A 20,313-nucleotide genomic window follows, 5' to 3' on the forward strand; every position below is an offset into this window, starting at 1 on the left:
AATCGAACTCTTTCCTTATAAATCGGGTTATAAGAAAGAGGGGGAAGGCGAGCGAGTCCCCTTACTACAGCAGCGCAAATGGTCGCATGCATGGCTTATCGAAAAATTTGTGCACTGGTTGGATGGTGGGGAACCCATGGAAACGAATGTGGAGGATAACCTACAGTCGGTAGCCTTAATTTTTGCAGCCATTGAAAGTAGCCGAACCGGACAGCCTGTAAAAGTTCAAGAACTTTTGGCTAAAACCAAGAAGGATATCGAAATGGGCATCATAATTTAGTCTCAAACAGTTTAAGGGGGGTTAAGCCAGTGACCAGGAAAGATAGAAGATTCGTGTCTCCGGATGATGTCGAAACTTTAGTCCTTCCTTGGGGAAGGATTAAATGGCTGTCAGAACCAGGGGTTACCGGATCTGGCATCATGACGACCGGCGTGGTCGATCTAGAGGTTGGAAAAGGGCATGAGCGTCATAATCATCCCGATTGTGATGAGATTATTTATGTTACACAAGGTCAAGGCGAACAGTTCATTGAATTTGGAGATGGGAAGGTTGATACAAGAAACGTAAAATCGGGAGATCTAATTTTCATTCCCGCAGATTTATACCATGGCACATTAAACACGGGGGAAGGGGTCATGCAGCTTCTCGTCGTATACCAATCGGCCGGTCCGGAAGCCTTGCTGAAAACATTGCCTGAATGTGAAATTATACCTGCCAATCCTACTATCAAAGGATGATACATGATGGCCAAGAAAGCTGTTTTGATCGGAGCTTTAGATACGAAAGGTCAAGAATTCTCTTTTGTTCGGAACATACTTCAGGGCGCTGGTATTGAAACGCTGGTTATGGATACAGGGGTGCTTGGCACTCCTGTGTTCACCCCTGATATATCCAGCGATGAAGTGGCTGTTGCTGGGGGAACAACGGTTGCTTTGCTCCGAGAAGAGCAAGATCGCGGGAAAGCGATTGCCGCCATGACCTCCGGTGTTGCGAAGCTTGTCGCTCGTTTGGTGAAGGAAGATGCAGTTGCTGTGTTATTCGGAATGGGAGGTTCGGCCGGAACAACTGTAAGCGCATCAGCGATGCAAGCAGCACCGGTTGGTATCCCAAAGCTACTGGTTTCGACCGTTGCTTCGGGCAACACTCGTCCCTATGTCGGTGAGAAGGATGTCATGATGATGTATTCCGTTATTGACATTGCCGGTTTAAATTCATTATCCATACGTATTCTAAGGAATGCCGCTTATGCGCTTATCGGAATGGTCCAAGGCTTGCAGGCTGAAGCGCCAATTGCCGTTGGAACCAAGCCAATGCTCGGGATGACGATGTTTGGCGTTACAACACCCTGCTGTACCCAGGTTCGCGAGTCTCTGGAGGCCAAAGGCTATGAAGTCCTTGTCTTCCACGCAACAGGTACTGGTGGGCGGGCTATGGAGGATTTGATACGCAGCGGCTTTATACAAGGGGTATTAGACATTACTACAACCGAATTGGCTGACGATTTGGTCGGCGGCATATTCACTGCCGGGCCTACCCGCATGGACGCCGCAGGTGAAAGAGGAATTCCACAAATCGTATCCGTGGGCGCACTTGATATGGTGAATTTCGGTCCGTCTGAAACTGTGCCGCCGCAATTCAAAGATCGTACCTTTTACCAGCATAATCCAACAACAACGCTGATGAGGACAACAGTTGAAGAAAATAGGGAGCTAGGGAAGCGGCTTGCCCAGAAATTGAACAATAATGCTGCACAAACCGTAGTTATCTTTCCGCATGGTGGCGTCTCTCTGCTGGACATGGACGGAAAACCATTCGCTGGCGTCGCAGAACGCATGGCATTATTCGAGGGCCTTAAATCCGAGCTCAGCCCAGAAATTTTTTTGATTGAGACAGATGGGGCTATCAATGATCCAGCAGTCGCCGAGCGGATCGCCACCGAATTCCTGACCTTATTTAACAAGTAATTTTATTAAACAATTTAGAAAGGATGTTACGAATGCCAGTAGTTAGAGCGGAAGCATTGAGACGGTTACAAGCCCAGGTTGCAAGCAACCAATCCATTATCGGTGGGGGTGCCGGTACAGGGCTATCTGCCAAATGTGCAGAAGCAGGAGGTATCGACCTAATCATTATATATAATTCCGGACGTTTCCGAATGGCAGGAAGAGGTTCCCTGGCAGGGACTATGCCTTATGGCGATGCCAATCAAATCGTTGTTGATATGGGCAGCGAGGTTTTGACGATCGTGAAGGATACTCCCGTGCTGGCAGGTGTATGCGGCACTGACCCTTTCCGATTGATGGAGGTATTTTTACCTGAATTAAAACGAATGGGCTTCTCTGGTGTGCAGAACTTTCCAACAGTCGGATTAATAGATGGAGTATTCCGCCAAAATCTTGAGGAAACAGGAATGGGCTATGACCTCGAGGTCGAAATGATCCGCAAAGCACATGAACTTGACCTATTAACGGCACCTTATGTGTTTAATGAAGAGGAAGCCAAGAAGATGGCTGCAGCAGGTGCGGATATTCTGGTTGCCCACATGGGACTGACTACCAAGGGCAGCATCGGAGCCCACACAGCTTTATCATTAGATGAGTCAGTAGATCTTGTCCAACGCATCCACGATGTCGGTAGAGCTGTAAACCCCGACATTATCGTGTTATGCCATGGAGGACCTATCTCAGACCCTGAGGATGCCGCTTATGTTTTGCAACGCACGAAAGGGGTTGCCGGCTTCTTTGGTGCTTCCAGCATAGAACGGCTGCCCACAGAGGTTGCTATAACCGAGCAAGTCCGTAAGTTCAAGGAAGTCGCGCTTAACGGTTAACTGCAGCACATACGACGCCCGACTAGGACTTTCCTTCCCTTTGGAGGGCACCTGGTTGGCGTTTTTGTGTTATAATTTTTCACTAGCGTTTTAATCTGGCTAACTGGCCTTCCGACAAGGGCGAGCACGTTGTAACGGTGAATCCGGCCACCACCAAACGAAACAAGGAGAACTGCGATAATTCACCCTCTAAGAGTAACCCGAAGGATGCGCTTGCCATCGCTGACGTGGTCAGCCGAGGCTATTACTATGAATACTCGCGACAGGCTCATAGGATTCCATTATATGTTAATATTAGAAGACAAATTAGATAAAAGAATTGCCATGAGGAGGACATTAATGAAGCCATGGAATTGGATTGATGGGATATTGCTCATTCCTAATTTGACGATACTCACTCGAAAAGACATGGAGGGGCTCATTCATCATGAAATTGATGTGGAACATGGTTCTGTTATTCATCCGTTTATTAAGGAGAATAAGCTTGTGTTAGCAGATGTTTCGAGAATGGACTCGCTTGCAAATTCTTCATAGGAGCTGGTTGGAGGGGAAACCATTAGAGCAATTGCCTGAATCATAAAGCCGATCAGTGACGCTGTTTTTAATTAGATCATCCAGTTTTCCCCTCACATTGATGTTATATTTATTGCTATTGTTAATTTTTATTATTACTAATCCAATTACCGAGTAGTATACCACATAAAAATTGCTCTCAAACCAGCAGTGATACGTTACATATTTTTCAAAATGCCAGCCACACTTTGCCATCAAAACGGTTACGGCACGGTGGGCGTCTGGAAAGTACGCATAGTATGGACGATAAAAAAATAGTTCTTAATGGCCTGTTCTAGGATTATCACCTGATACTAGGTTCGATCTTTGGGGTGTATATAAGGTTACCGAATTTCATTTAGGAACCTATGAAATTGCTAGTACAAGTGCAACTATAACCAGTTTTAATAGTTCTGGCACAGGGTCATGGTTCCCAGGAAATCTAATTGCATTTCGCGATCAGTGTAACAATTACAAGTTTTTGCGTGAGCCGGCACTAGAAGACATGGAAGCGTTCAAGGAAAAGCCAAGAAACCATGGTATTCCTGTATTATTTCCACCTAACCGTTATGAGGATGGCAGCTTTTCCTTTAACGGCAGGATGTATTCGTTCCCCGTTAACGAAGAAAAGACAGACAGGCAATCACATACACTGCTTCTTTTATAATCGGGTTTGGGATGTGCTTGAATACGGTAATTGTTTTGCATCAAGATGTGAATGAAACGCATGAGGTCTACTCTTATTTTCCACATATCTTCAAATTTAGCATCAAATATACACTCTCGGACCATGGATTATCCCAAGAGGTAGTGATACAGAACTGCGGGGAAGACCCTATGCCTTGTATGCTGGCTTTTCATACTGCACTCAATGCACCTTTTTCGCCGAATTCCACTATTGAAGACTGCCAAATTACCATCGGGGAGAGGTAGGAGTTGGATGCACGCATGCTTCCGACTGGCCGTAAACAGCCGTTGGATGAGCGGGAGCTGTCGATGAAACACGGATCCGTCTCTCCATTTTTTGAGCCTATGGACAATCATTATACCGCTGTGCCGCAAAATGGAAAAAATTATGTCGAGCTTATAGACACACGTGAGAAGGTTCGCTTGATCTATGATGTGGGAACCGGATAGCTAGTTACTAGCCCAAAGAGGAGGTTAGGTAATTATGGACGTACACACATACGAGCGATGGCAGCGGGTATGGACTTGGTGGAAAGAGACAGCAACATTCAAACTGGAGCCCAACTGGTACACGAGTATAGCGGATGCGCCTATGGATGCACCGGACGGTACGAAAATCAGCGTCATGGATGAAGTACGGACGGATTATGATAGGCGTGGAGGCAAGTGGGACAAGGTACAGGAAATTACAGAGGAAGATTGCAAGCGAATATATGGACAAGATTAGACTGCTCAAAGAGCAGTCTTTCTTGAATTACAAGCTATAAATACGAGCCTCGTGTGGGCGAAGCATGACATGAGCTATGGAAGCTTCCTGTTGCACATCTATATAATTGGCAATAACCAGTTTTTTATTCGGATTATCAAAACCCGCCATACATGTAAAAGGAGTTTCGTGGTCAGCGTGGTTTAAAATAATCAACCAGCGAATGCCATCAAGCTCACGCGTATATACATAAAGATGCGGGTCTCCCTCGGAAAGATCTTGATAATCCCCATAAACCATCACTGGATTGGCCTTACGAAGTGCAATTAATTTCTGATAATATCGATAAATGGAATTTGGGCTTTCGAGATCCCGCTTTACATTGATTTCTTTGTAATTGGGATTCAATTTGATCCAGGGAGCTCCTGTTGTAAATCCAGCATTTGGCGTTTCGTCCCATTGCATAGGCGTTCGTGAATTATCCCGACTTAAGGGCAGCAGGCTTTCAAACACAACCTGAGGGTCGCTTCCTTTAAGGATTTCCTCCTCGTAACGATTCTTCATCGCGATGTCATTATAATCCCCGATCGAAGGAAAACGGACTCCTGTCATTCCAATTTCTTCGCCTTGATAAATATAGGGCATACCCGGCAGTGTATGCAGCATGGTCGCAAGCAGCTTTGCGGACTCTACGCGATACTGTTTATCATTTCCGTAACGGGTCACTTGACGAGTATGGTCATGGTTGTTCAGGAATTGCGAATTCCATCCTTTTCCGTTCAATCCCTCATACCAACGGTTTTGTATATCTTTGAACCGAAGCATATCCCATGATGGCATTTCATCAGCAACTTCAAAATGAAAAAGAGTATGGAGCTCATTACGGTCTTCTCCGACATACTTCAAGCCTTCTTCGGGCGTGACATAGGCTGCTTCTCCTACAGTCAGGATATCAAAATGGCTAAGTACCTTCTCGTTCATTTCCTTGAGATAGGTATGCAGACCGGGGTTATTGGTCAAATACCGGATATCCTGCGGATCGGCCGCATTGGGATAGCCGTCCGGTTTTGCCAGCAACGCGATAGCGTCAAGACGGAAGCCGTCGATACCTTTTTCCAGCCAAAAGCGCATCATCGCATATATGGCTTCACGAACTTCGGGATTTTCCCAATTTAAATCCGGTTGCTCCACGGCGAATGAATGAAAATAATACTGCTCTGTACGCTGGTCCCATTCCCACGCTGAAGGAGAAAAGTAGGACCGCCAATTGTTCGGTTCTTTCCCGTCCTCCGGCTGCTTCCATATATACCAGTCCCGCTTAGGGCTATGTGGCGATGACCGGGATTCAACAAACCATGGATGCTGGTCAGAGGTATGGTTTACGACAAGATCCATGATTAATTTCATTCCACGCTTATGTATTTCCAGAAGCAGGTTGTCCAAGATTTCAATCGTTCCCGCCTTCTCCATAATTGTATGATAGTCGGAAATATCGTATCCATTATCCTTGTCGGGTGATTGGTAAGCAGGATTCAGCCAAATGATATCCACACCGAGGTTCTTGATATAGTCAAGTTTTTCAATAAGGCCTTGAAGATCGCCGTAACCATCACCATCCGTGTCCAAAAAACTGCGCCAGTATACTTGATAAACTACCGATTCTTTCCACCATGTCCGTTTCATGTTGACAACTCCATTCCCTGTTTTGTTAAAAAAACCTTTCAAACTTAGAAAGGTTAAACTTTGTACCCTATTATTACTGAAAAGTATATCCCTTGTAAAGTAGGTGGCATGCTATTGATTTCTAGCTAATTTCCATTATAATAATTGTTTAAGCAATTTTTCGTTGCCCGAAAAGCATGAGGAGGATAGCAGATGTGGTTAAAACGAAGTTTATTTGCAAAGTTGCTGCTGGGCATGTTAGTTGCGTCGGTCATCCCCTTTTCGTTATCTAATATTGTCTCTTATCAAACTACCTCTCAGGGGATTGAACAAAATTCCATTCAATTAAATCAAAAAACGATGAGCTTAGGCATGGACAATGTTAAACAATACTTACAGGAATTAACCCTCGATTCGGTGGCTTATTATCAGGATGATGCGCTTATGAGCAACTTAAGACGAACGGAGGCATCTTCTTCCTTACTTATACAAATTAGGGAGCAGTTGAACAAATTATATGGAAATCGTCCTGAGATGCGTGCGGTTATGTACAAAAATGTCAGAATCAATCAAACATTCACTTTGCATGACAAAGTCGAGCTCGGTACAGAAATTAATTTTCCTGATATAGCGGTTCCCAAATTAAAAGGGCAGTGGGATGAGCGCAAGGAATTTGAAGTGAGCACCATCGGGAAAGAAAAAGTTTTGGCGTTGCACCGGTTGCTTGTAGATTACCCGGATTCTACGGTTTTGGGGTTGACGTCGCTTTACGTGGGCCTCGATAAAATTTCCTCAATGATGGATCCTCTGTCAGATATATCCAAAGGAGAAGTCACCTTTTTATATTTGCAGGATGGACAGACACTTCTCTACACTTCCGGCAAGGGAAATTCATTATTACATATCGATCAAGCTTCTTTTACAGACGCACAAGGCTCTCTAGCTGGAGAATTTAATGGAAGAGAAGGCATTTTTATTTTTCATAAAAACCAATACAAAGAAATGCCTCTAACCATAGTCAAATTTGTTCCAAGAGAAGCGATCAATGAGTCTGCCAATCAAATGCTTAACCGTGTTTTGATCATTCAAGTTCTGGCTATTGCCTTTGTTATCGTGTTGGCTTCATTGTTATCCTATATCACCATTTCACCCATAAAGCGGCTGCTTCAAATGATCGGGCAGGTAGAATCCGGTAATTTCAAAATGAAGCCGACTAATAACCAGGCTGACGAATTGGGCATATTGGAGCAGCGTTTTCAAACCATGATTCACAATCTGGACGAGCTTGTCATTCGGGAATACCGAAGCCAGTTGGAAATATCTACAGCTCGCCTTAAAATGCTTCAAGCACAAATTAATCCCCACTTTTTGTACAATACCCTGCAGTCTATAGGAACGTTAGCTTTACGTAATGGAGTCGAAGAAATTAGTGATAAAATTACGGAGCTTGGTTCCATTCTTAGATATAGTATGGATATTGAGACTGAACACGTCCCCCTATTGAAGGAAATTCGCCATGTCGAAGATTATTTATCGCTACAAAAAGGCAGGTTCAAGCATAAATTATCCTATACCCTGTCTTGTCCGGAAGAAGCTTTACAAGTGCTTGTGCCTAAGATGGTATTGCAGCCATTGGTAGAAAACAGTATTGTGCATGGAATTGAAAAGGGGAATGGCACTGGAACCTTGCACATCGGAATTGAAATGACCGGAGAAAAGCTTAATATACGGGTCATTGATAATGGAAAAGGAATAGATATGCCCACAATTCAGCAAATCAAGAAGGAATATGCCAGCTTCCAGCAATACAGAAAGGAAGGCGGCATTGGTTTGATGAATGTACTTTATCGCCTGCAGCTATACTACGCCGCCGGTTTTGAATGGGATATCGAAAGCATCCCCTATACTTCTACTGTCATATCATTGGGAATTACAACAGAAATCGTACAGGGGGGCAACGGGAATGAAAGTATTGATCGTGGATGACGAAGAGCATGTTCGGGAAGGAATTATGTTGGCTTTGGATTGGGAGAAAATTGGTGTCCAGGAGCTATTGTTCGCGGAAAATGGGTTGCAAGCTTTGGAATTGATTAAATTGCATGATTTTGCCGTTATTTTCTGTGATATGAACATGCCGGGAATGGATGGAACCGAGTTGCTGCTGCAGCTACGCCAGTTTAATCAAACGACACAGATCATCGTAGTAAGCGGTTATGATAATTTTGCATACACACACGCGGCACTGCTGGCAAAAGGTGTGGATTACCTGCTTAAGCCCTTACGAACAAGAGAGCTGGTGCAATCGCTTGAACGGGCTATGTCCGCATGGAAAGAACAAACAAGCCATTTGGATAAGGACATTGAAGCCGGGGAAAAGCTACGCCGAGCAAATGCCTTATTGGACGAGCAAAAATTAGTCGGATATTTCAAAGGGGAAACCGCATTTAACGAAGAAATCCGCCGTTTATTTTCGAGAAGGGGTCTTCGAGTCAACCAAGTAAAAGTGGCACTGATTTTGCCTATTAACAGATCCGAGCTCCTTTATGATCGCTTCCGTGGGGATTCGGAATTGCTTATTTTTTCACTGAATAATATTGCCCATGAAGTGCTAAACCGTTATGGAGCCCATTATTTATGCCGACTTGATGATTATCAATGGCTGCTATTGACCTTTTCCGAGGATCCTATGGGGGAAAATCAACATCATTATTATTTAGAGAAGGTGGCAAGCTCCTGGTTGAATACGCTGGGGCTTAAGGTTCTGGTCGGGCTTCATGAAGGAGTAGCCACGGTAGAGAATTTGCCTGAAGCCATCGGGGGAGCGAGGTTTGCCTTGCAAAGATGCGACATCCTTAATAACGAACCCGGCAACAATGTCCTGTCACATAAATTGCCTCGATTGACTGAACAGCAGCTATTATTGCATACGGCTTTTACACGGAAGGACAAGTCATTGGCGGTGGCTACCATCCGTTCATTTACCCGTATTTTGAGGGAAAGGATGTCTTTAAGGCTGAGGGATCTTCAAGGGTTTACTCATGAGGCGAACCTGATGCTCGAAAAGATGGGCGGTATTCAGCATGCGGAAATGAAAACAACCAACAAAATTATACCCTTGTGGATCGCGGATTTGGATGAATGGGAACGGCTATTAATCGATTTATATTCATCTCTTATTGATGAGAGCGAGGGTGAATTCAGTGCCCGCAGCATCGAAGCGATCTATGATTATATAACGAATCATTATGAAGAGGATATTTCCTTATCCATGCTGGGCGCCAAATTTAATTTTAATCCATGGTATATTTCAAGGAAATTTAAGGAAATTTACAAAACGACGGTAATAACCTACCTGACTCAGCTCCGAATCGGCAAATCCAAATCATTACTTTCAAGTACGAACATCTCCGTATCTGAGATGGCTAATATGCTGGGGTATACGGATGAAAACTATTTTAGTAAGGTATTTAAAAAACAGACGGGTATTTCTCCACTTCAATTTCGAAAAAGCCAAAGGGATGAAAATGGCCAGAATCCTGAAAAGTAAACCGTTCTATGAAAACCAGTCCCGATTTTCCCTTTTTAGGTTAAAATATTCTCTTCCGATACTTCTCGCTAACCAGTAAAGTTAGAGAAGAACGTGATCAACTACTTTGGGGGAATAAAGATGAATAGCTTTAGGAAAAAGACAATGAACCAAATATTGTTGCCTTTTATGTCAGTCGCTCTGCTCGCAGCGGTTGTTTCTGGCTGCGCTGGCGGGACGGAAGCCAACGATAATAAGGGCGCAAGCACTAAAGAGGGCACAAGCACTAAAGATACAGCGAAAAAGGCGACCATTAAAATCCTGCAAAACAAAATCGAAATCACTGATAAAGTAAAAGCTATGGTGGCCGATTATATGGTGCAGAATCCGAATGTCAACGTCGAGGTTCAAGTTGTTAAAGATTACAATACACTGATCAAAACCCGCTTCGCTGCCGGGGATGCGCCTGATATTTTCACCACTGCGGGATATAGCGCCATGGAGTCCTGGTCAGAAAATTTGTTAGATTTGTCGAATGAGCCATGGATGGCGAAGGTTTCCCCGATGACGGTGGAAGGAATGACATTCAAAGGGCAAAAATTAGGCTTCCCGATGGCCTACGAAGGCTTTGGCGTTGTTTATAACAAAGAATTGTTCGAAAAGGCGGGTATTAATAAGCTGCCAGCAACATTAACTGAGCTTACACAGGTAGCTGAGAAATTAAAAGCTGCCGGCATCACGCCTTATAAAGAAGCTTACCAAGAAACGTTTCCTTTGTACCATATTTATAATTTGGCATTTGCTTATGAAAAGGATCCAGCCGCCTCTTTGCTAAAATTACAAAAAGGTGAAATGAAAATTAAAGATCTTGCCAACATTAACAAGATGTTTGACGTTCTAGATTTGGGTATGAAATATGGAAAAGGACAGGAATCGATCGGCGTGAGCTATGACAGCCAAGTAGCAGATTTCGCTACAGGTAAAATTGCCATGATCCATAATGGAGTATGGACGATTGATCCTATCACGAAAGTAAATCCGAATGTTAAGATGGGGATGTTCGCGCTTCCTATCAATGACAATGCCGATGAAACGAAAATGCCCGTATCCGTACCAGGCTATTATGTCATCAACAAAGAATCGAAGAACATCGAAGAGAGCAAGAAATTCCTTGCTTGGCTACATACCAATGGCCAAAAATATCTGGTTGATTCCTTCAAATTTATCCCGGCATTTACGGATTTGAAAACCACCCCTGAACTTGGACCTTTGGCGGTTGATATGTCCCCGTATGTTACGAATGGAAAAGCTATTCCGTGGACACAAAATGCTTGGCCGGTCGGATACAAGGAAGATTCACCGAAACGGCTGCAAGCCTATATTGGCGCCCAAACCAACAGAGAGCAGGCCATTGCTGAATTGCAAAAGGATTGGGATAACCGAGTAAAAAAATAACATGATATACGAACAGGTTCCTGGTGAATGACAGTGCCGGGAGCCTTTTCATTTCCTTAATATAACTTTATTTCCTTAATATAACCATAAGAAAGGAGAGCGTAATTTGAGAACAAACACGAGACAATTCCTCGCATATCTAACTTTTGTCGCCCCGGCGGTTATTTTTTTTGCCCTGATCATCCTTATTCCGTTAGCTCGAGCTGTCCTTTACTCTTTCCAGGACTGGAATGGGATTAGCAGCCACATCGGATTTGCCGGCTGGGGAAATTATAAGCGGCTGTTTCAAGACGAGGATTTTTTGAAGTCCTTTATTTTCACCTTTAAATATGTGGCTGTTACGACCCTTTTATTCAATTTAGCGGGTCTTCTCCTTGCTTTGGTGCTCAATATGGCGTTCAAAACGAAAAACTTGCTTAGAACCAGCTTTTTTTTACCGCATGTCATTGGATCGGTCATCATCGGCTTCATTTGGCAATTTATCATTGTTCAACTGTTCGGCGAGATTGGAAAAGCAACAGGCTGGGGACTTTTTGAGAAAAATTGGCTCAGCTTGCCAGATTATGCATTCTGGTCGATCGTGCTCGTTGCTGTTTGGCATTCAGCAGGCTATTTTATGGTTATTTATTTGGCCGCTTTACAAGGAGTACCACAGGATCTGCTCGAAGCCGCAGAAATTGATGGCGCTGGCCGTTGGAGAAGATTTTGGAATGTGACGCTGCCGCTTATTCGTCCAGCTATGACTGTGTGTCTATTCCTGGCCATCTCAAGCAGCTTCAAAGCCTTTGACTTGAATTTTTCTTTAACAAGAGGCGGACCCTTTGGATCAACCGAATCGTTGGCATTGCAAATATATTCGGACGCCTTCGTGAAAAACCTGTTTACTTACGGAGCGGCAAAGGCCGTTATCTTTTTCCTGGTTTTAGCCAGCATAACCTTAGTTCAGGTTGGTGTTATGAAGCGCAGGGAGGTAGAAATGTGAACAATCAGCAGCATTATGGATTAAGCAAATTGACTTTGGAATTAATGATGATTGTATTGGGTTTGCTTTTTCTGTTCCCCCTTTATATTACATTTATCAGTGGATTTAAAACTTATAATGAAATTATGCAATCTGCATGGTCGTTGCCCCAGAGCTTTGATTTCCACAACTTTGCGACGGTCTGGAAGCAAATTAATATACCTGGCGTATTTATGAATTCATTAATAGTAACGGTTGCTTCAGTTGTATTCATTTTGCTGATTAGTTCAGCGGCAGCCTATCAATTGGTAAGACGGCCGGGGATTATTAGCAACATCGTTTTTTATTCCATTTTGTCATCCCTTGTTATCCCTTTTCAAACCTTAATGATCCCCTTGGTTAAGATTGCAAGCGAGTTGAGATTGATCGATTCTCTGTATGGACTTATTTTCGTCTATTGTGGTTTCGGTATTCCTCTAGCACTTTTTCTGTACCACGGATTTATTAAAGCCATACCGCGAGAATTGGAGGAAGCCGCCCATATCGACGGATGTGGGGTATTCGGTGTCTATTTTCGGATTCTACTGCCGCTTATGAAGCCGATAACGTCTACAATTGCAATTCTTCATACACTGTGGATATGGAACGATTTCTTGCTCCCGCTTATTATGCTGACCTCTGCCAAAAACAAAACGCTACCCTTAGCGTCCTCGATTTACTTCGGAGAGTACAGCAATGAATGGGGACTAGCAATGGCAGCTTTATCGTTCGCGATTATACCGATGGTTGTGTTCTTCCTGATCATGCAAAAATATATTATTCAAGGGATTACCTCAGGAGCCGTCAAGGGTTAAGCTAAGCTGCTGGCTCTATCAACCAGCAGTGGCAACTCGGTTCTATTTAATTTGTAAAAGTAAACTAGATAAAGGGAGAGAATGATGATGAGAATCGTGATTCTGGGTGATTTTCATTTAAAGCCCGAAGATTATGAGCTTACCCGATCAGCGATGGAGGATATTGCCAACTGCAAGCCGGATCTAATGATTCCGCTCGGAGACTTCGGAAGCCAAGGGAAAATCGGCTATATTTCTGGACTAGAAGAGGCTGAACCCTTTTTAAGGCAACCGGGAGTTCCTTTAAGACCGATTTTAGGTAACCACGATTTGGAGAGAGAATCAGGCAATGGTGAACAACTGAAAGGGACCATCGAAGAACATTTTTGCCAGATGTTTGAGTTAGATAAGCCTTATGGAGTGCTGGAATACGAGCACGTTCGATTCTTTTTTGCCTCAACTGAGCCCCAGCAGCCGGATTCCTGCTACGACGTGCAGGAGGTTTTTGCCACGGATGAACAGTTTGCCTGGATTAAGAATAAGTTAAAAGAGCGCCCAAATGTTCCTGTCATTTTCTTCACGCATGCTCCCCCGGTTGGGTCGGGGTTACGTACCGTACCGCGTGTGCATGTACGTTCGACAAATGCTTACTTGGATGAGAACCATGATCCTTACCGCTGGTATCATTTATTCAAGAATACGCCAGAGATCGTCATGTGGTTCTCAGCCCACTATCACTTAAGCCACATTCACCCGGATTCCCACACATACCGATTCGGTACACACTTTTTTATAACGGGGGTTCACGGAGGTTCCTTCACGCGAGATGGGATGAGGCAATCCAGAATCGTGGACATTCAGGAAGATTCCGTGCAGGTGTTAACACTTGATCACATCAAGCGGGCTGTGACCCATGATGTTGAATGGTTCCATAAGGGTCATATAAGGTCCTTGCTTAAAAAAACCGAGGTTTCTTTGTCCCGGGTTACCTCGATGTCAGTTGGCGAAGCCTCGGCCTTTCAAGGCGGTATTATCCCATTGTCTGGTGGTCGCTGCCTGGTCTCGACGGAAGATGGCTTTACCTGGGAGGCCGAACCCAAATACGAGGCTGTTTTCGGTACGTACCATATCGGTCCTGTATTAACGGGAATTGCAGCAACGGATGATTATATTTGGATGTCTTGGGGAAATTCGCTCGGTCGCAGCGAACGTCAAAGCCCTTGGCGGTTTGTTCGTGATGCCAATGGGGCGTGGCCGTTTACCAAACAGCAATTTAACGAAGAAGTCAGCGCTATGGCTTTATGCCCGGATGGTGGAGTGTGGGCGGCTTCAGGCTTGGCTTTGTGGAAGGTTTATGATTTCTCGGAGGTTGGGAAGCTATCCGTAGTAAGGGTAGCAGAGCTTCAGGAACAAAGCCGGAAATTGATTTCGGATGGACACTCGTTATGGTCATTGAGTAGCTCTGGAGTCTTGTATGGCTATGATGGCCAGAAGCAGTTGTTCGAGCCCTACATGGAAAATGTGCAGGCATGGGATTGTTGGAAAGTATGGGCAGCCGGACTTTGCATAGAGAATGGGGAGCTTCTGCTGAAGTCGTGGGAAGATCAAGATGAATATACAATGTCACTGAAGACCTTGCCCGTACAAAATGATGACATGAATCTCTTGGTATTATGCTTAGGAAACCACCATGTTTTAGTCCTTGTCGACGGACAGGTGTTCTTTGTCAAAGTGAACCAGCAGTCGATGAAAAGGCTTGAAACGGCGGAAGGGCGTGTGACTTCGATTGCGAGATCCTATAACGGTAGTCGAGAAGATGAATGCTCTTCGTTTTATATGGGATTGGATGCGAACAATATAGATACTCGACCTAAGCTTGAATTGTGGGAGAAGATTGTCCATCATTAAGGTTCTATCAGTATGGACCTGTAAAACAAAAGAGGCGAGTGAAATGGAAAGTATAGATCAACATCTTTGGAGCATCACACATTGGGAACTTTTTTGGAGATTGCTGTTATCCACGATATTAGGTGGCCTGATAGGAATCGAACGGGAATGGAGCAACCATGCAGCAGGCTTTCGCACCCACATCCTCGTTTGCCTGGGCTCTACCACCATTATGCTATTATCCATTTATGGGTTTTCTGAATATGTGAATGAACCCAATGTGCGAATCGATCCTGCCCGTCTTGCTGCACAGGTTATCAGCGGGATCGGCTTTCTCGGTGCAGGTGCAATAATGAGAAACGGTAACATTATCAAAGGATTAACAACTGCTGCATCCATATGGGTTGTTGCTGCTATCGGTTTGTGTGTAGGTGCAGGTTTTTTTACCGGGGCTTTGTTATGTACACTATTTGTCTTAATCAGCCTATATGTATTGAATAAGCTGGAAAGGTTTAAATTGAAGGATCGTAAAAACCGTGAACTTGAAATCGAAGTTATCGATCAAGCAGGTATTCTGGTGAAAATCAATTCCACCTTCAAGGAATATGGCATTGAAATAGTCAGTATGAAAGTTGTTTCTGACTATTTCACGTCCCGTACTGATAAAGAATCAACCACTTTAGTTATGCAATTCACACTGCAAGTAAAAAAACAAGAGAAGTATATGGCAGCTATCGATACCATCACCTCCTGGAAAACTATAGTTTCGATGAGCTACTGACCCATGCACTTAACATACTTTAAAAAACGCGCATAGCGCGTTTTTTTTATTATTGTTGTCTAATAATCCCTTATCACTTAGAGAAGGGGATACCCAACAATAGCCTATGTTGGCTGTTTCGTGATTCCAACTAAGTCTAGTAAGCGTGTCGAAAGTTTCAAATGAACTATTAGGAAAAGCTAGCATTGTCGGATAAATTGGAGGTGATGGATATTTTGATGAACCAACAAGAATTAGCACCTCACGAATCAATGGAGCTTCACGAAGTTCTGAACTTTAAAACGCTTTGCCTAGCCAAGTCGAAATTGATGCAAGGCCTCGTTTTTGACCAAGATCTCAAAGCACTAATGCAGAAAGATGTAGAGCAATCCATTCAAGCCATTGGTGAGCTGAAAGCCATCTATGCGAGAGCCCCTTTCCAAGTGCCGGTTCCACAAAGCCGCCCCACACGCATTTTAAATTGAGGTGAAATCACATGAATAACGATTATCAAGACCCAATTAACGCTTTAAATATGCCGGAAATGGCGGATATGACCTTTGCCATGGATTTCCTCTTGCGAGCTAAGGAAGGGGTAAGGAACACCGCAATCGCTTTAACGGAAACCGTATCCCTAGATGCAAGAGCGCTCCTGAAGAATCAACTCCATCAGGGCCTAGCGCTGCATCAAGAAATTTCTGGCTTTATGATGGGCAAGAAATGGTTCCACCCTTATGAGTTGGGTAAACAATACCAATTGGACCAACTTTCGGCGAAAAATACAGCCATGATCGGGCAAATGAATCTGTTCCCGGGCGATACGTCTCGCAAAGGCATGTTCGATCGGGCGCCAGATGAACACATTGGGGGAAGCCAAGTATGAAAGCGGTAACGTACCAAGGCATTAAAAATGTCCTCGTCAAAGAGGTGCCGGACCCGAAAATCGACAAGCCCGACGATATGATCGTGAGGATGACAAGTACCGCCATATGCGGATTGGACCTCCACCTTATTCACGGCATGATCCCTAACCTGCAGGAGAATTATGTCATTGGGCATGAGCCCATGGGCATTGTGGAAGAGGTAGGTCCCCATGTCACCAAGCTAAAGAAGGGCGACCGGGTGATCATCCCATTCAATGTTGCTTGCGGGGATTGCTTTTATTGCAAAAACCAATTGGAAAGCCAATGCGATAACTCCTACGAAAACGGGGAAATGAGCGCCTATTTCGGTTATTCTGGAACGACTGGTGGCTACCCTGGCGGGCAGGCTGAATATTTGCGTGTACCCTTTGCGAATTTCACACACTTCAAGATTCCCGATAGCTGTGAAGAGTCGGATGAGAAGCTGTGCTTAATTGCTGACGCTATGACTACTGCATCCTGGAGCGTGGACAACTCCGGGGTGAAGGATGGGGATACGGTTATTGTGCTGGGCTGTGGTCCTGTGGGGCTACTGGCGCAAAAATTTTGCTGGCTGAAAGGTGCGAAACGGGTCATCGCTGTCGATTATGTCGATTACCGCCTGCAGCATGCGAAACGGACGAACAACGTGGAAATTGTCAATTTCGAGTCAGGGCCGAATATAGGCAGCCACTTGAAGGAAATGACTAAGGGGGGCGCTGACGTCGTCATTGATGCGGTAGGGATGGACGGCAAGATGAGCGACCTGGAGTTCCTCGCAAGTGGCTTGAAGCTGCAAGGTGGTGCAATGGGGGCGGTTGTGATTGCTTCTCAAGCGGTTCGAAAAGGCGGTACCATCCAAATTACAGGTGTATATGGCGGGCGCTATAACGGCTTCCCTCTGGGCGACATCATGCAACGCAACGTCAACATCCGCTCTGGGCAAGCCCCTGTTATTCATTATATGCCTTATATGTACGAGTTAATTGCGTCAGGCAAAGTCAACCCGGTGACGTGTGACTCACGTAATCCCACTTAGCGAAGCGAAACATGGAAATGAAGTATTTGACACGAAGACTGATAGTTGCATCAAAGTTATTCTGAAGCCATTCCAAAGCAGATTAAGCAGTTGCACACCCCTTTTCTTAAAGGGTTCAAACTCTTCTTTGTAGTACATCTCTCCCAACAAATAAGCATCAGCAGCATCCGTCTTCACTTTACGGAGGCTGGACTTTCTAAGCCGATTGGAGATAAGCGGATTAATGACAATATACAGATAATGATGTTCCTCCAAGAACTGAACCACCGGACTTTGGTAATGCCCAGTAGCTTCTAGAACAAGCAAAGGACGTTGTCCGGACGTATGCTCTACATCGTGAACAGTTTGAAGTAGCTTCGCCAGTCCTTCACGGGTATGTTCGAATTGAAACGTTCCTCTGTACGGTTTACCGCGCTCTAAAAAGGCTTGTCCATGGCTCTCTCCTTTAGAAATATCTAACCCGATAACAGGATTCATCCAATCTCTCCTCGATATAGATTTACCGGTAGCCCCTAAGGGTACAACTTGTCGCTCCATAGCATCGCTTGGTATACGGGATCTCAGCCCTTAATCCTGAAAGCAAATGCAAAAAGGATCAACCAGAAAAAACTGGTTGACCTTATAATACGAACGGGCAGTTATGCTCAATGAGCGGTTGTGATAAAATGGAAAAAGAGGTGATTCCATTGTTGAGAAATATCGCGTTTACATTCTTACTAATAATTGGAGCGTTATTTCTGTTTATTGCTTCTATTCCGCTTTTTAATGCCTATCCATATAGTGATGGACCGAATTCAGGCCCTTCGAGCATTTGGGATCTGATTCGAATGATCTCATACCAATCATGGGCATTGTTTTTAATTATTGGACTAGTGTTTTTGATCTCTTCGGTTTTAGGGCTAAGAAAAAGGTTTCTCTTAAATAATTTTTTGCGCTAACTGGGAACTATAGCTCAATAATCATCAGGACGAGGCTGCTGGCATGAATCGGCAGCTTCGTTGCGCTAACGGGCAGTATAGCATGATGATAATACAGCTTAAAACAAACATATGCATAGCAATCCCCCCCCATATATTGTAAAATCCTTACTAGAGATAAGCAACGATAGCATTGGGGGAGTTGATAATTGTGGAAAAATTAATTTCACAAGCTCGTACATTTTTTAATGATCGTAGATTTGATTGGTCAATATGCGGTGGTGGGGCAATCGATTTATTTCTTGGTAAACAAACGAGGACTCATAAAGACTTAGATATTGTTGTATTTTGGGAAGATAGAAATTCAGTTATTGAATTAATGTTAACCTCGGGCTGGAAGGTATTCGAGGCATGTGGTGGTGGAGTAGTTCACGAGTTGTTTAACAAGCAAGAAATTCCTTTTGAAAAGCGAAATTTATTTTGTTTTACAGCAAATGAGAGCCGATGTAAGCTAGATCCTATTGGGGATGACAGGTATCGATTCGGACTTGAAGAGAAGGAGCAAAATGATTTTACATATGTAGAATTTCTTTTCAATAAGCGAGATGATGAATATTTTTATTTACCTGGTAAAGCGAATGTTAAACGACTCCTAAATAAGGCTTTACTAGTATCAAATGAAGTACCGCATTTAGCTCCGGAAGTTGTTCTTTTTTACAAATCAAGTTACTTAGATGGTTCTAATGCAATTGATCATAATCAGGATTTTGATCTATCTTTATCATTTTTTGATGAAGAGCAAAAACAATGGCTAAGAGAATCTCTTCAAAAGGAGTATCCTAACGGCCACACCTGGCTACAAAGACTCAGCTAACGGGTACGAGAGCTGAATACCAGAAAGGTTGCCTCGTCAAAAAAATTTAACAATCACGCGACCAAGGAGAGAAATAATTGGACAGCAAGCAATTCATTGAAAATATTAGAAAAACCAATAAACTCTCTTGGAAATAAAAATAAAAAGCCTTAGAGCAAGTATTTTAAGACCCGCTCCTCGGCTTTTTTTGGTTTTATTTTCTTTACGAAAGGACTTTAATTCTGGATGTCTTTTTTGTCAGATATCACTCCGAAACTTAGGCTTTAATGTATGGTTGCCCCTGTAAAACTTTTAATTGTTCAGATGTCCCCGTTACAAATTTTATAGGCGGGGCAAAAGTAGTGGAAATTCGCAGAAGTGGCAATGTAAAAAGTGTAAGAAAATAACTAATGTCATGCCTAGCCGAAGAGAATCCACAACTTATCATCAAAAACAAATGATATCTTGCCTGATTTAGCTGCTCAACTTTTAAACAGAACTCCTGTTAAACGCTCGTGTGAAATGTTAGGGATTGGTTCCAAGACCTATTACTCTAAATTAGAATGGCTTTATAGAAGATGTTTGGAGTTTCTTGAACGACACGAAGCAAAGGCTTTTGAATCGATAAATTTAGATAAGATGTGGGGTCACGATACATCTTCCGTTCGGATGTGGCATACGATTGGGATGTTCGAGTTGAAGATATCTACAATGACACAATCCTATATAAAGATGACCATCT

General features: G+C 43.8%; 19 protein-coding genes and 4 pseudogenes. 21 read left to right on the forward strand and 2 right to left on the reverse strand.

The annotated features are described in order from the left end of the window. The 9 genes and pseudogenes from G9U52_RS33230 to G9U52_RS33275 form a co-directional block, all read left to right on the forward strand. A pseudogene (locus G9U52_RS33230) lies at window positions 1-280 on the forward strand (hypothetical protein); the annotation flags it as partial. 29 nt (window positions 281-309) lie between these two features. Then, window positions 310-738 (forward strand): cupin domain-containing protein, encoded by a 429-nt coding sequence (locus tag G9U52_RS33235; RefSeq protein WP_207953359.1) that lies wholly within the window; start codon window positions 310-312, stop codon window positions 736-738. A 3-nt stretch (window positions 739-741) separates the two neighbouring features. Beyond that, on the forward strand, window positions 742-1,965 hold the full coding sequence (locus G9U52_RS33240; RefSeq protein WP_243767706.1) for a Tm-1-like ATP-binding domain-containing protein: 1,224 nt from the start codon (window positions 742-744) through the stop codon (window positions 1,963-1,965). Window positions 1,966-1,997: 32 nt separating this feature from the next. After that, the gene (locus G9U52_RS33245; RefSeq protein ID WP_166155886.1) at window positions 1,998-2,831 is read left to right on the forward strand and encodes a phosphoenolpyruvate hydrolase family protein; all 834 of its coding nucleotides are present in this window, start codon (window positions 1,998-2,000) and stop codon (window positions 2,829-2,831) included. A gap of 89 nt (window positions 2,832-2,920) precedes the next feature. Beyond that, window positions 2,921-3,100: pseudogene (locus G9U52_RS40425) on the forward strand (IS110 family RNA-guided transposase); the annotation flags it as partial. Between the two features lie 70 nt (window positions 3,101-3,170). Continuing rightward, window positions 3,171-3,365, forward strand: coding sequence for a hypothetical protein (locus G9U52_RS33255; RefSeq protein WP_166155889.1), 195 nt, complete (start codon window positions 3,171-3,173; stop codon window positions 3,363-3,365). A gap of 696 nt (window positions 3,366-4,061) precedes the next feature. Further along, the gene (locus G9U52_RS41935; protein WP_375790307.1) at window positions 4,062-4,316 is read left to right on the forward strand and encodes an aldose epimerase family protein; all 255 of its coding nucleotides are present in this window, start codon (window positions 4,062-4,064) and stop codon (window positions 4,314-4,316) included. Between the two features lie 3 nt (window positions 4,317-4,319). Beyond that, window positions 4,320-4,520: a hypothetical protein gene (locus G9U52_RS33270; protein ID WP_166155898.1), complete on the forward strand. Its 201-nt coding sequence runs from the start codon at window positions 4,320-4,322 to the stop codon at window positions 4,518-4,520. A 34-nt stretch (window positions 4,521-4,554) separates the two neighbouring features. After that, a complete protein-coding gene (locus G9U52_RS33275; RefSeq protein WP_166155901.1) occupies window positions 4,555-4,797 on the forward strand; it encodes a hypothetical protein in 243 nt (80 codons plus the stop codon). A 27-nt stretch (window positions 4,798-4,824) separates the two neighbouring features. Here the strand turns inward: G9U52_RS33275 and G9U52_RS33280 are convergent, their stop codons facing one another. Then, window positions 4,825-6,459, reverse strand: coding sequence for a glycoside hydrolase family 13 protein (locus G9U52_RS33280; protein WP_166155904.1), 1,635 nt, complete (start codon window positions 6,457-6,459; stop codon window positions 4,825-4,827). A 192-nt stretch (window positions 6,460-6,651) separates the two neighbouring features. On the opposite strand from G9U52_RS33280, the gene G9U52_RS33285 reads away from it, so the two are divergent. The 10 genes and pseudogenes from G9U52_RS33285 to G9U52_RS33330 form a co-directional block, all read left to right on the forward strand. Continuing rightward, window positions 6,652-8,424, forward strand: coding sequence for a sensor histidine kinase (locus tag G9U52_RS33285; RefSeq protein ID WP_166155907.1), 1,773 nt, complete (start codon window positions 6,652-6,654; stop codon window positions 8,422-8,424). Beyond that, window positions 8,402-9,985 (forward strand): response regulator transcription factor, encoded by a 1,584-nt coding sequence (locus G9U52_RS33290; protein ID WP_166155910.1) that lies wholly within the window; start codon window positions 8,402-8,404, stop codon window positions 9,983-9,985. The genes G9U52_RS33285 and G9U52_RS33290 overlap by 23 nt, the downstream gene beginning before the upstream one ends. Before the next feature lie 144 nt (window positions 9,986-10,129). After that, window positions 10,130-11,419, forward strand: a complete 1,290-nt coding sequence (locus G9U52_RS33295; protein ID WP_207953360.1) for an ABC transporter substrate-binding protein — start codon at window positions 10,130-10,132, stop codon at window positions 11,417-11,419. A gap of 106 nt (window positions 11,420-11,525) precedes the next feature. After that, window positions 11,526-12,401 (forward strand): carbohydrate ABC transporter permease, encoded by an 876-nt coding sequence (locus G9U52_RS33300; RefSeq protein ID WP_166155916.1) that lies wholly within the window; start codon window positions 11,526-11,528, stop codon window positions 12,399-12,401. Next, window positions 12,398-13,234: a carbohydrate ABC transporter permease gene (locus G9U52_RS33305; protein ID WP_311764968.1), complete on the forward strand. Its 837-nt coding sequence runs from the start codon at window positions 12,398-12,400 to the stop codon at window positions 13,232-13,234. The genes G9U52_RS33300 and G9U52_RS33305 overlap by 4 nt, the downstream gene beginning before the upstream one ends. A gap of 87 nt (window positions 13,235-13,321) precedes the next feature. Continuing rightward, entirely contained in the window at window positions 13,322-15,121 is a 1,800-nt protein-coding gene (locus G9U52_RS33310) for a metallophosphoesterase family protein (RefSeq protein WP_166155919.1), read from the forward strand. A 43-nt stretch (window positions 15,122-15,164) separates the two neighbouring features. Continuing rightward, on the forward strand, window positions 15,165-15,881 hold the full coding sequence (locus G9U52_RS33315) for an MgtC/SapB family protein (protein WP_166155922.1): 717 nt from the start codon (window positions 15,165-15,167) through the stop codon (window positions 15,879-15,881). A gap of 218 nt (window positions 15,882-16,099) precedes the next feature. Then, entirely contained in the window at window positions 16,100-16,345 is a 246-nt protein-coding gene (locus G9U52_RS33320; RefSeq protein WP_166156201.1) for a spore gernimation protein GerQ, read from the forward strand. Window positions 16,346-16,356: 11 nt separating this feature from the next. Beyond that, window positions 16,357-16,743 carry a spore coat protein gene (locus G9U52_RS33325; protein WP_166155925.1) on the forward strand — a complete coding sequence of 129 codons (387 nt, stop codon included), beginning with the start codon at window positions 16,357-16,359 and terminating at the stop codon, window positions 16,741-16,743. Then, window positions 16,740-17,871: pseudogene (locus G9U52_RS33330) on the forward strand (zinc-dependent alcohol dehydrogenase); the annotation flags it as partial. The gene G9U52_RS33325 and the pseudogene G9U52_RS33330, both read left to right, overlap by 4 nt. A gap of 8 nt (window positions 17,872-17,879) precedes the next feature. Here the strand turns inward: G9U52_RS33330 and G9U52_RS33335 are convergent. Further along, a pseudogene (locus G9U52_RS33335) lies at window positions 17,880-18,278 on the reverse strand (IS110 family transposase); the annotation flags it as partial. 188 nt (window positions 18,279-18,466) lie between these two features. Here G9U52_RS33335 and G9U52_RS39495 point away from each other — a divergent pair. Together G9U52_RS39495 and G9U52_RS33340 are read left to right on the forward strand one after the other, a co-directional pair. Then, window positions 18,467-18,739: a hypothetical protein gene (locus G9U52_RS39495; RefSeq protein ID WP_207953361.1), complete on the forward strand. Its 273-nt coding sequence runs from the start codon at window positions 18,467-18,469 to the stop codon at window positions 18,737-18,739. A gap of 190 nt (window positions 18,740-18,929) precedes the next feature. After that, window positions 18,930-19,592, forward strand: coding sequence for a nucleotidyltransferase domain-containing protein (locus G9U52_RS33340; protein ID WP_166155928.1), 663 nt, complete (start codon window positions 18,930-18,932; stop codon window positions 19,590-19,592). Window positions 19,593-20,313 lie beyond the last annotated feature (721 nt).

The sequence above is a fragment of the Paenibacillus agricola genome (assembly GCF_011440305.1).
Lineage (GTDB): Bacteria > Bacillota > Bacilli > Paenibacillales > NBRC-103111 > Paenibacillus_S > Paenibacillus_S agricola.

Coding starts and splice junctions, on each gene's coding strand:
- G9U52_RS33240 (WP_243767706.1), top strand. CDS start 742: ATGATGGCCAAGAAAGCTGTTTTGATCGGAGCTTTAGATACGAAAGGT.
- G9U52_RS33245 (WP_166155886.1), top strand. CDS start 1,998: ATGCCAGTAGTTAGAGCGGAAGCATTGAGACGGTTACAAGCCCAGGTT.
- G9U52_RS33255 (WP_166155889.1), top strand. CDS start 3,171: ATGAAGCCATGGAATTGGATTGATGGGATATTGCTCATTCCTAATTTG.
- G9U52_RS41935 (WP_375790307.1), top strand. CDS start 4,062: ATGTGCTTGAATACGGTAATTGTTTTGCATCAAGATGTGAATGAAACG.
- G9U52_RS33275 (WP_166155901.1), top strand. CDS start 4,555: ATGGACGTACACACATACGAGCGATGGCAGCGGGTATGGACTTGGTGG.
- G9U52_RS33280 (WP_166155904.1), bottom strand. CDS start 6,459: ATGAAACGGACATGGTGGAAAGAATCGGTAGTTTATCAAGTATACTGG.
- G9U52_RS33285 (WP_166155907.1), top strand. CDS start 6,652: ATGTGGTTAAAACGAAGTTTATTTGCAAAGTTGCTGCTGGGCATGTTA.
- G9U52_RS33290 (WP_166155910.1), top strand. CDS start 8,402: ATGAAAGTATTGATCGTGGATGACGAAGAGCATGTTCGGGAAGGAATT.
- G9U52_RS33295 (WP_207953360.1), top strand. CDS start 10,130: ATGAACCAAATATTGTTGCCTTTTATGTCAGTCGCTCTGCTCGCAGCG.
- G9U52_RS33310 (WP_166155919.1), top strand. CDS start 13,322: ATGAGAATCGTGATTCTGGGTGATTTTCATTTAAAGCCCGAAGATTAT.
- G9U52_RS33315 (WP_166155922.1), top strand. CDS start 15,165: ATGGAAAGTATAGATCAACATCTTTGGAGCATCACACATTGGGAACTT.
- G9U52_RS33320 (WP_166156201.1), top strand. CDS start 16,100: ATGAACCAACAAGAATTAGCACCTCACGAATCAATGGAGCTTCACGAA.
- G9U52_RS33325 (WP_166155925.1), top strand. CDS start 16,357: ATGAATAACGATTATCAAGACCCAATTAACGCTTTAAATATGCCGGAA.
- G9U52_RS39495 (WP_207953361.1), top strand. CDS start 18,467: ATGGAAAAAGAGGTGATTCCATTGTTGAGAAATATCGCGTTTACATTC.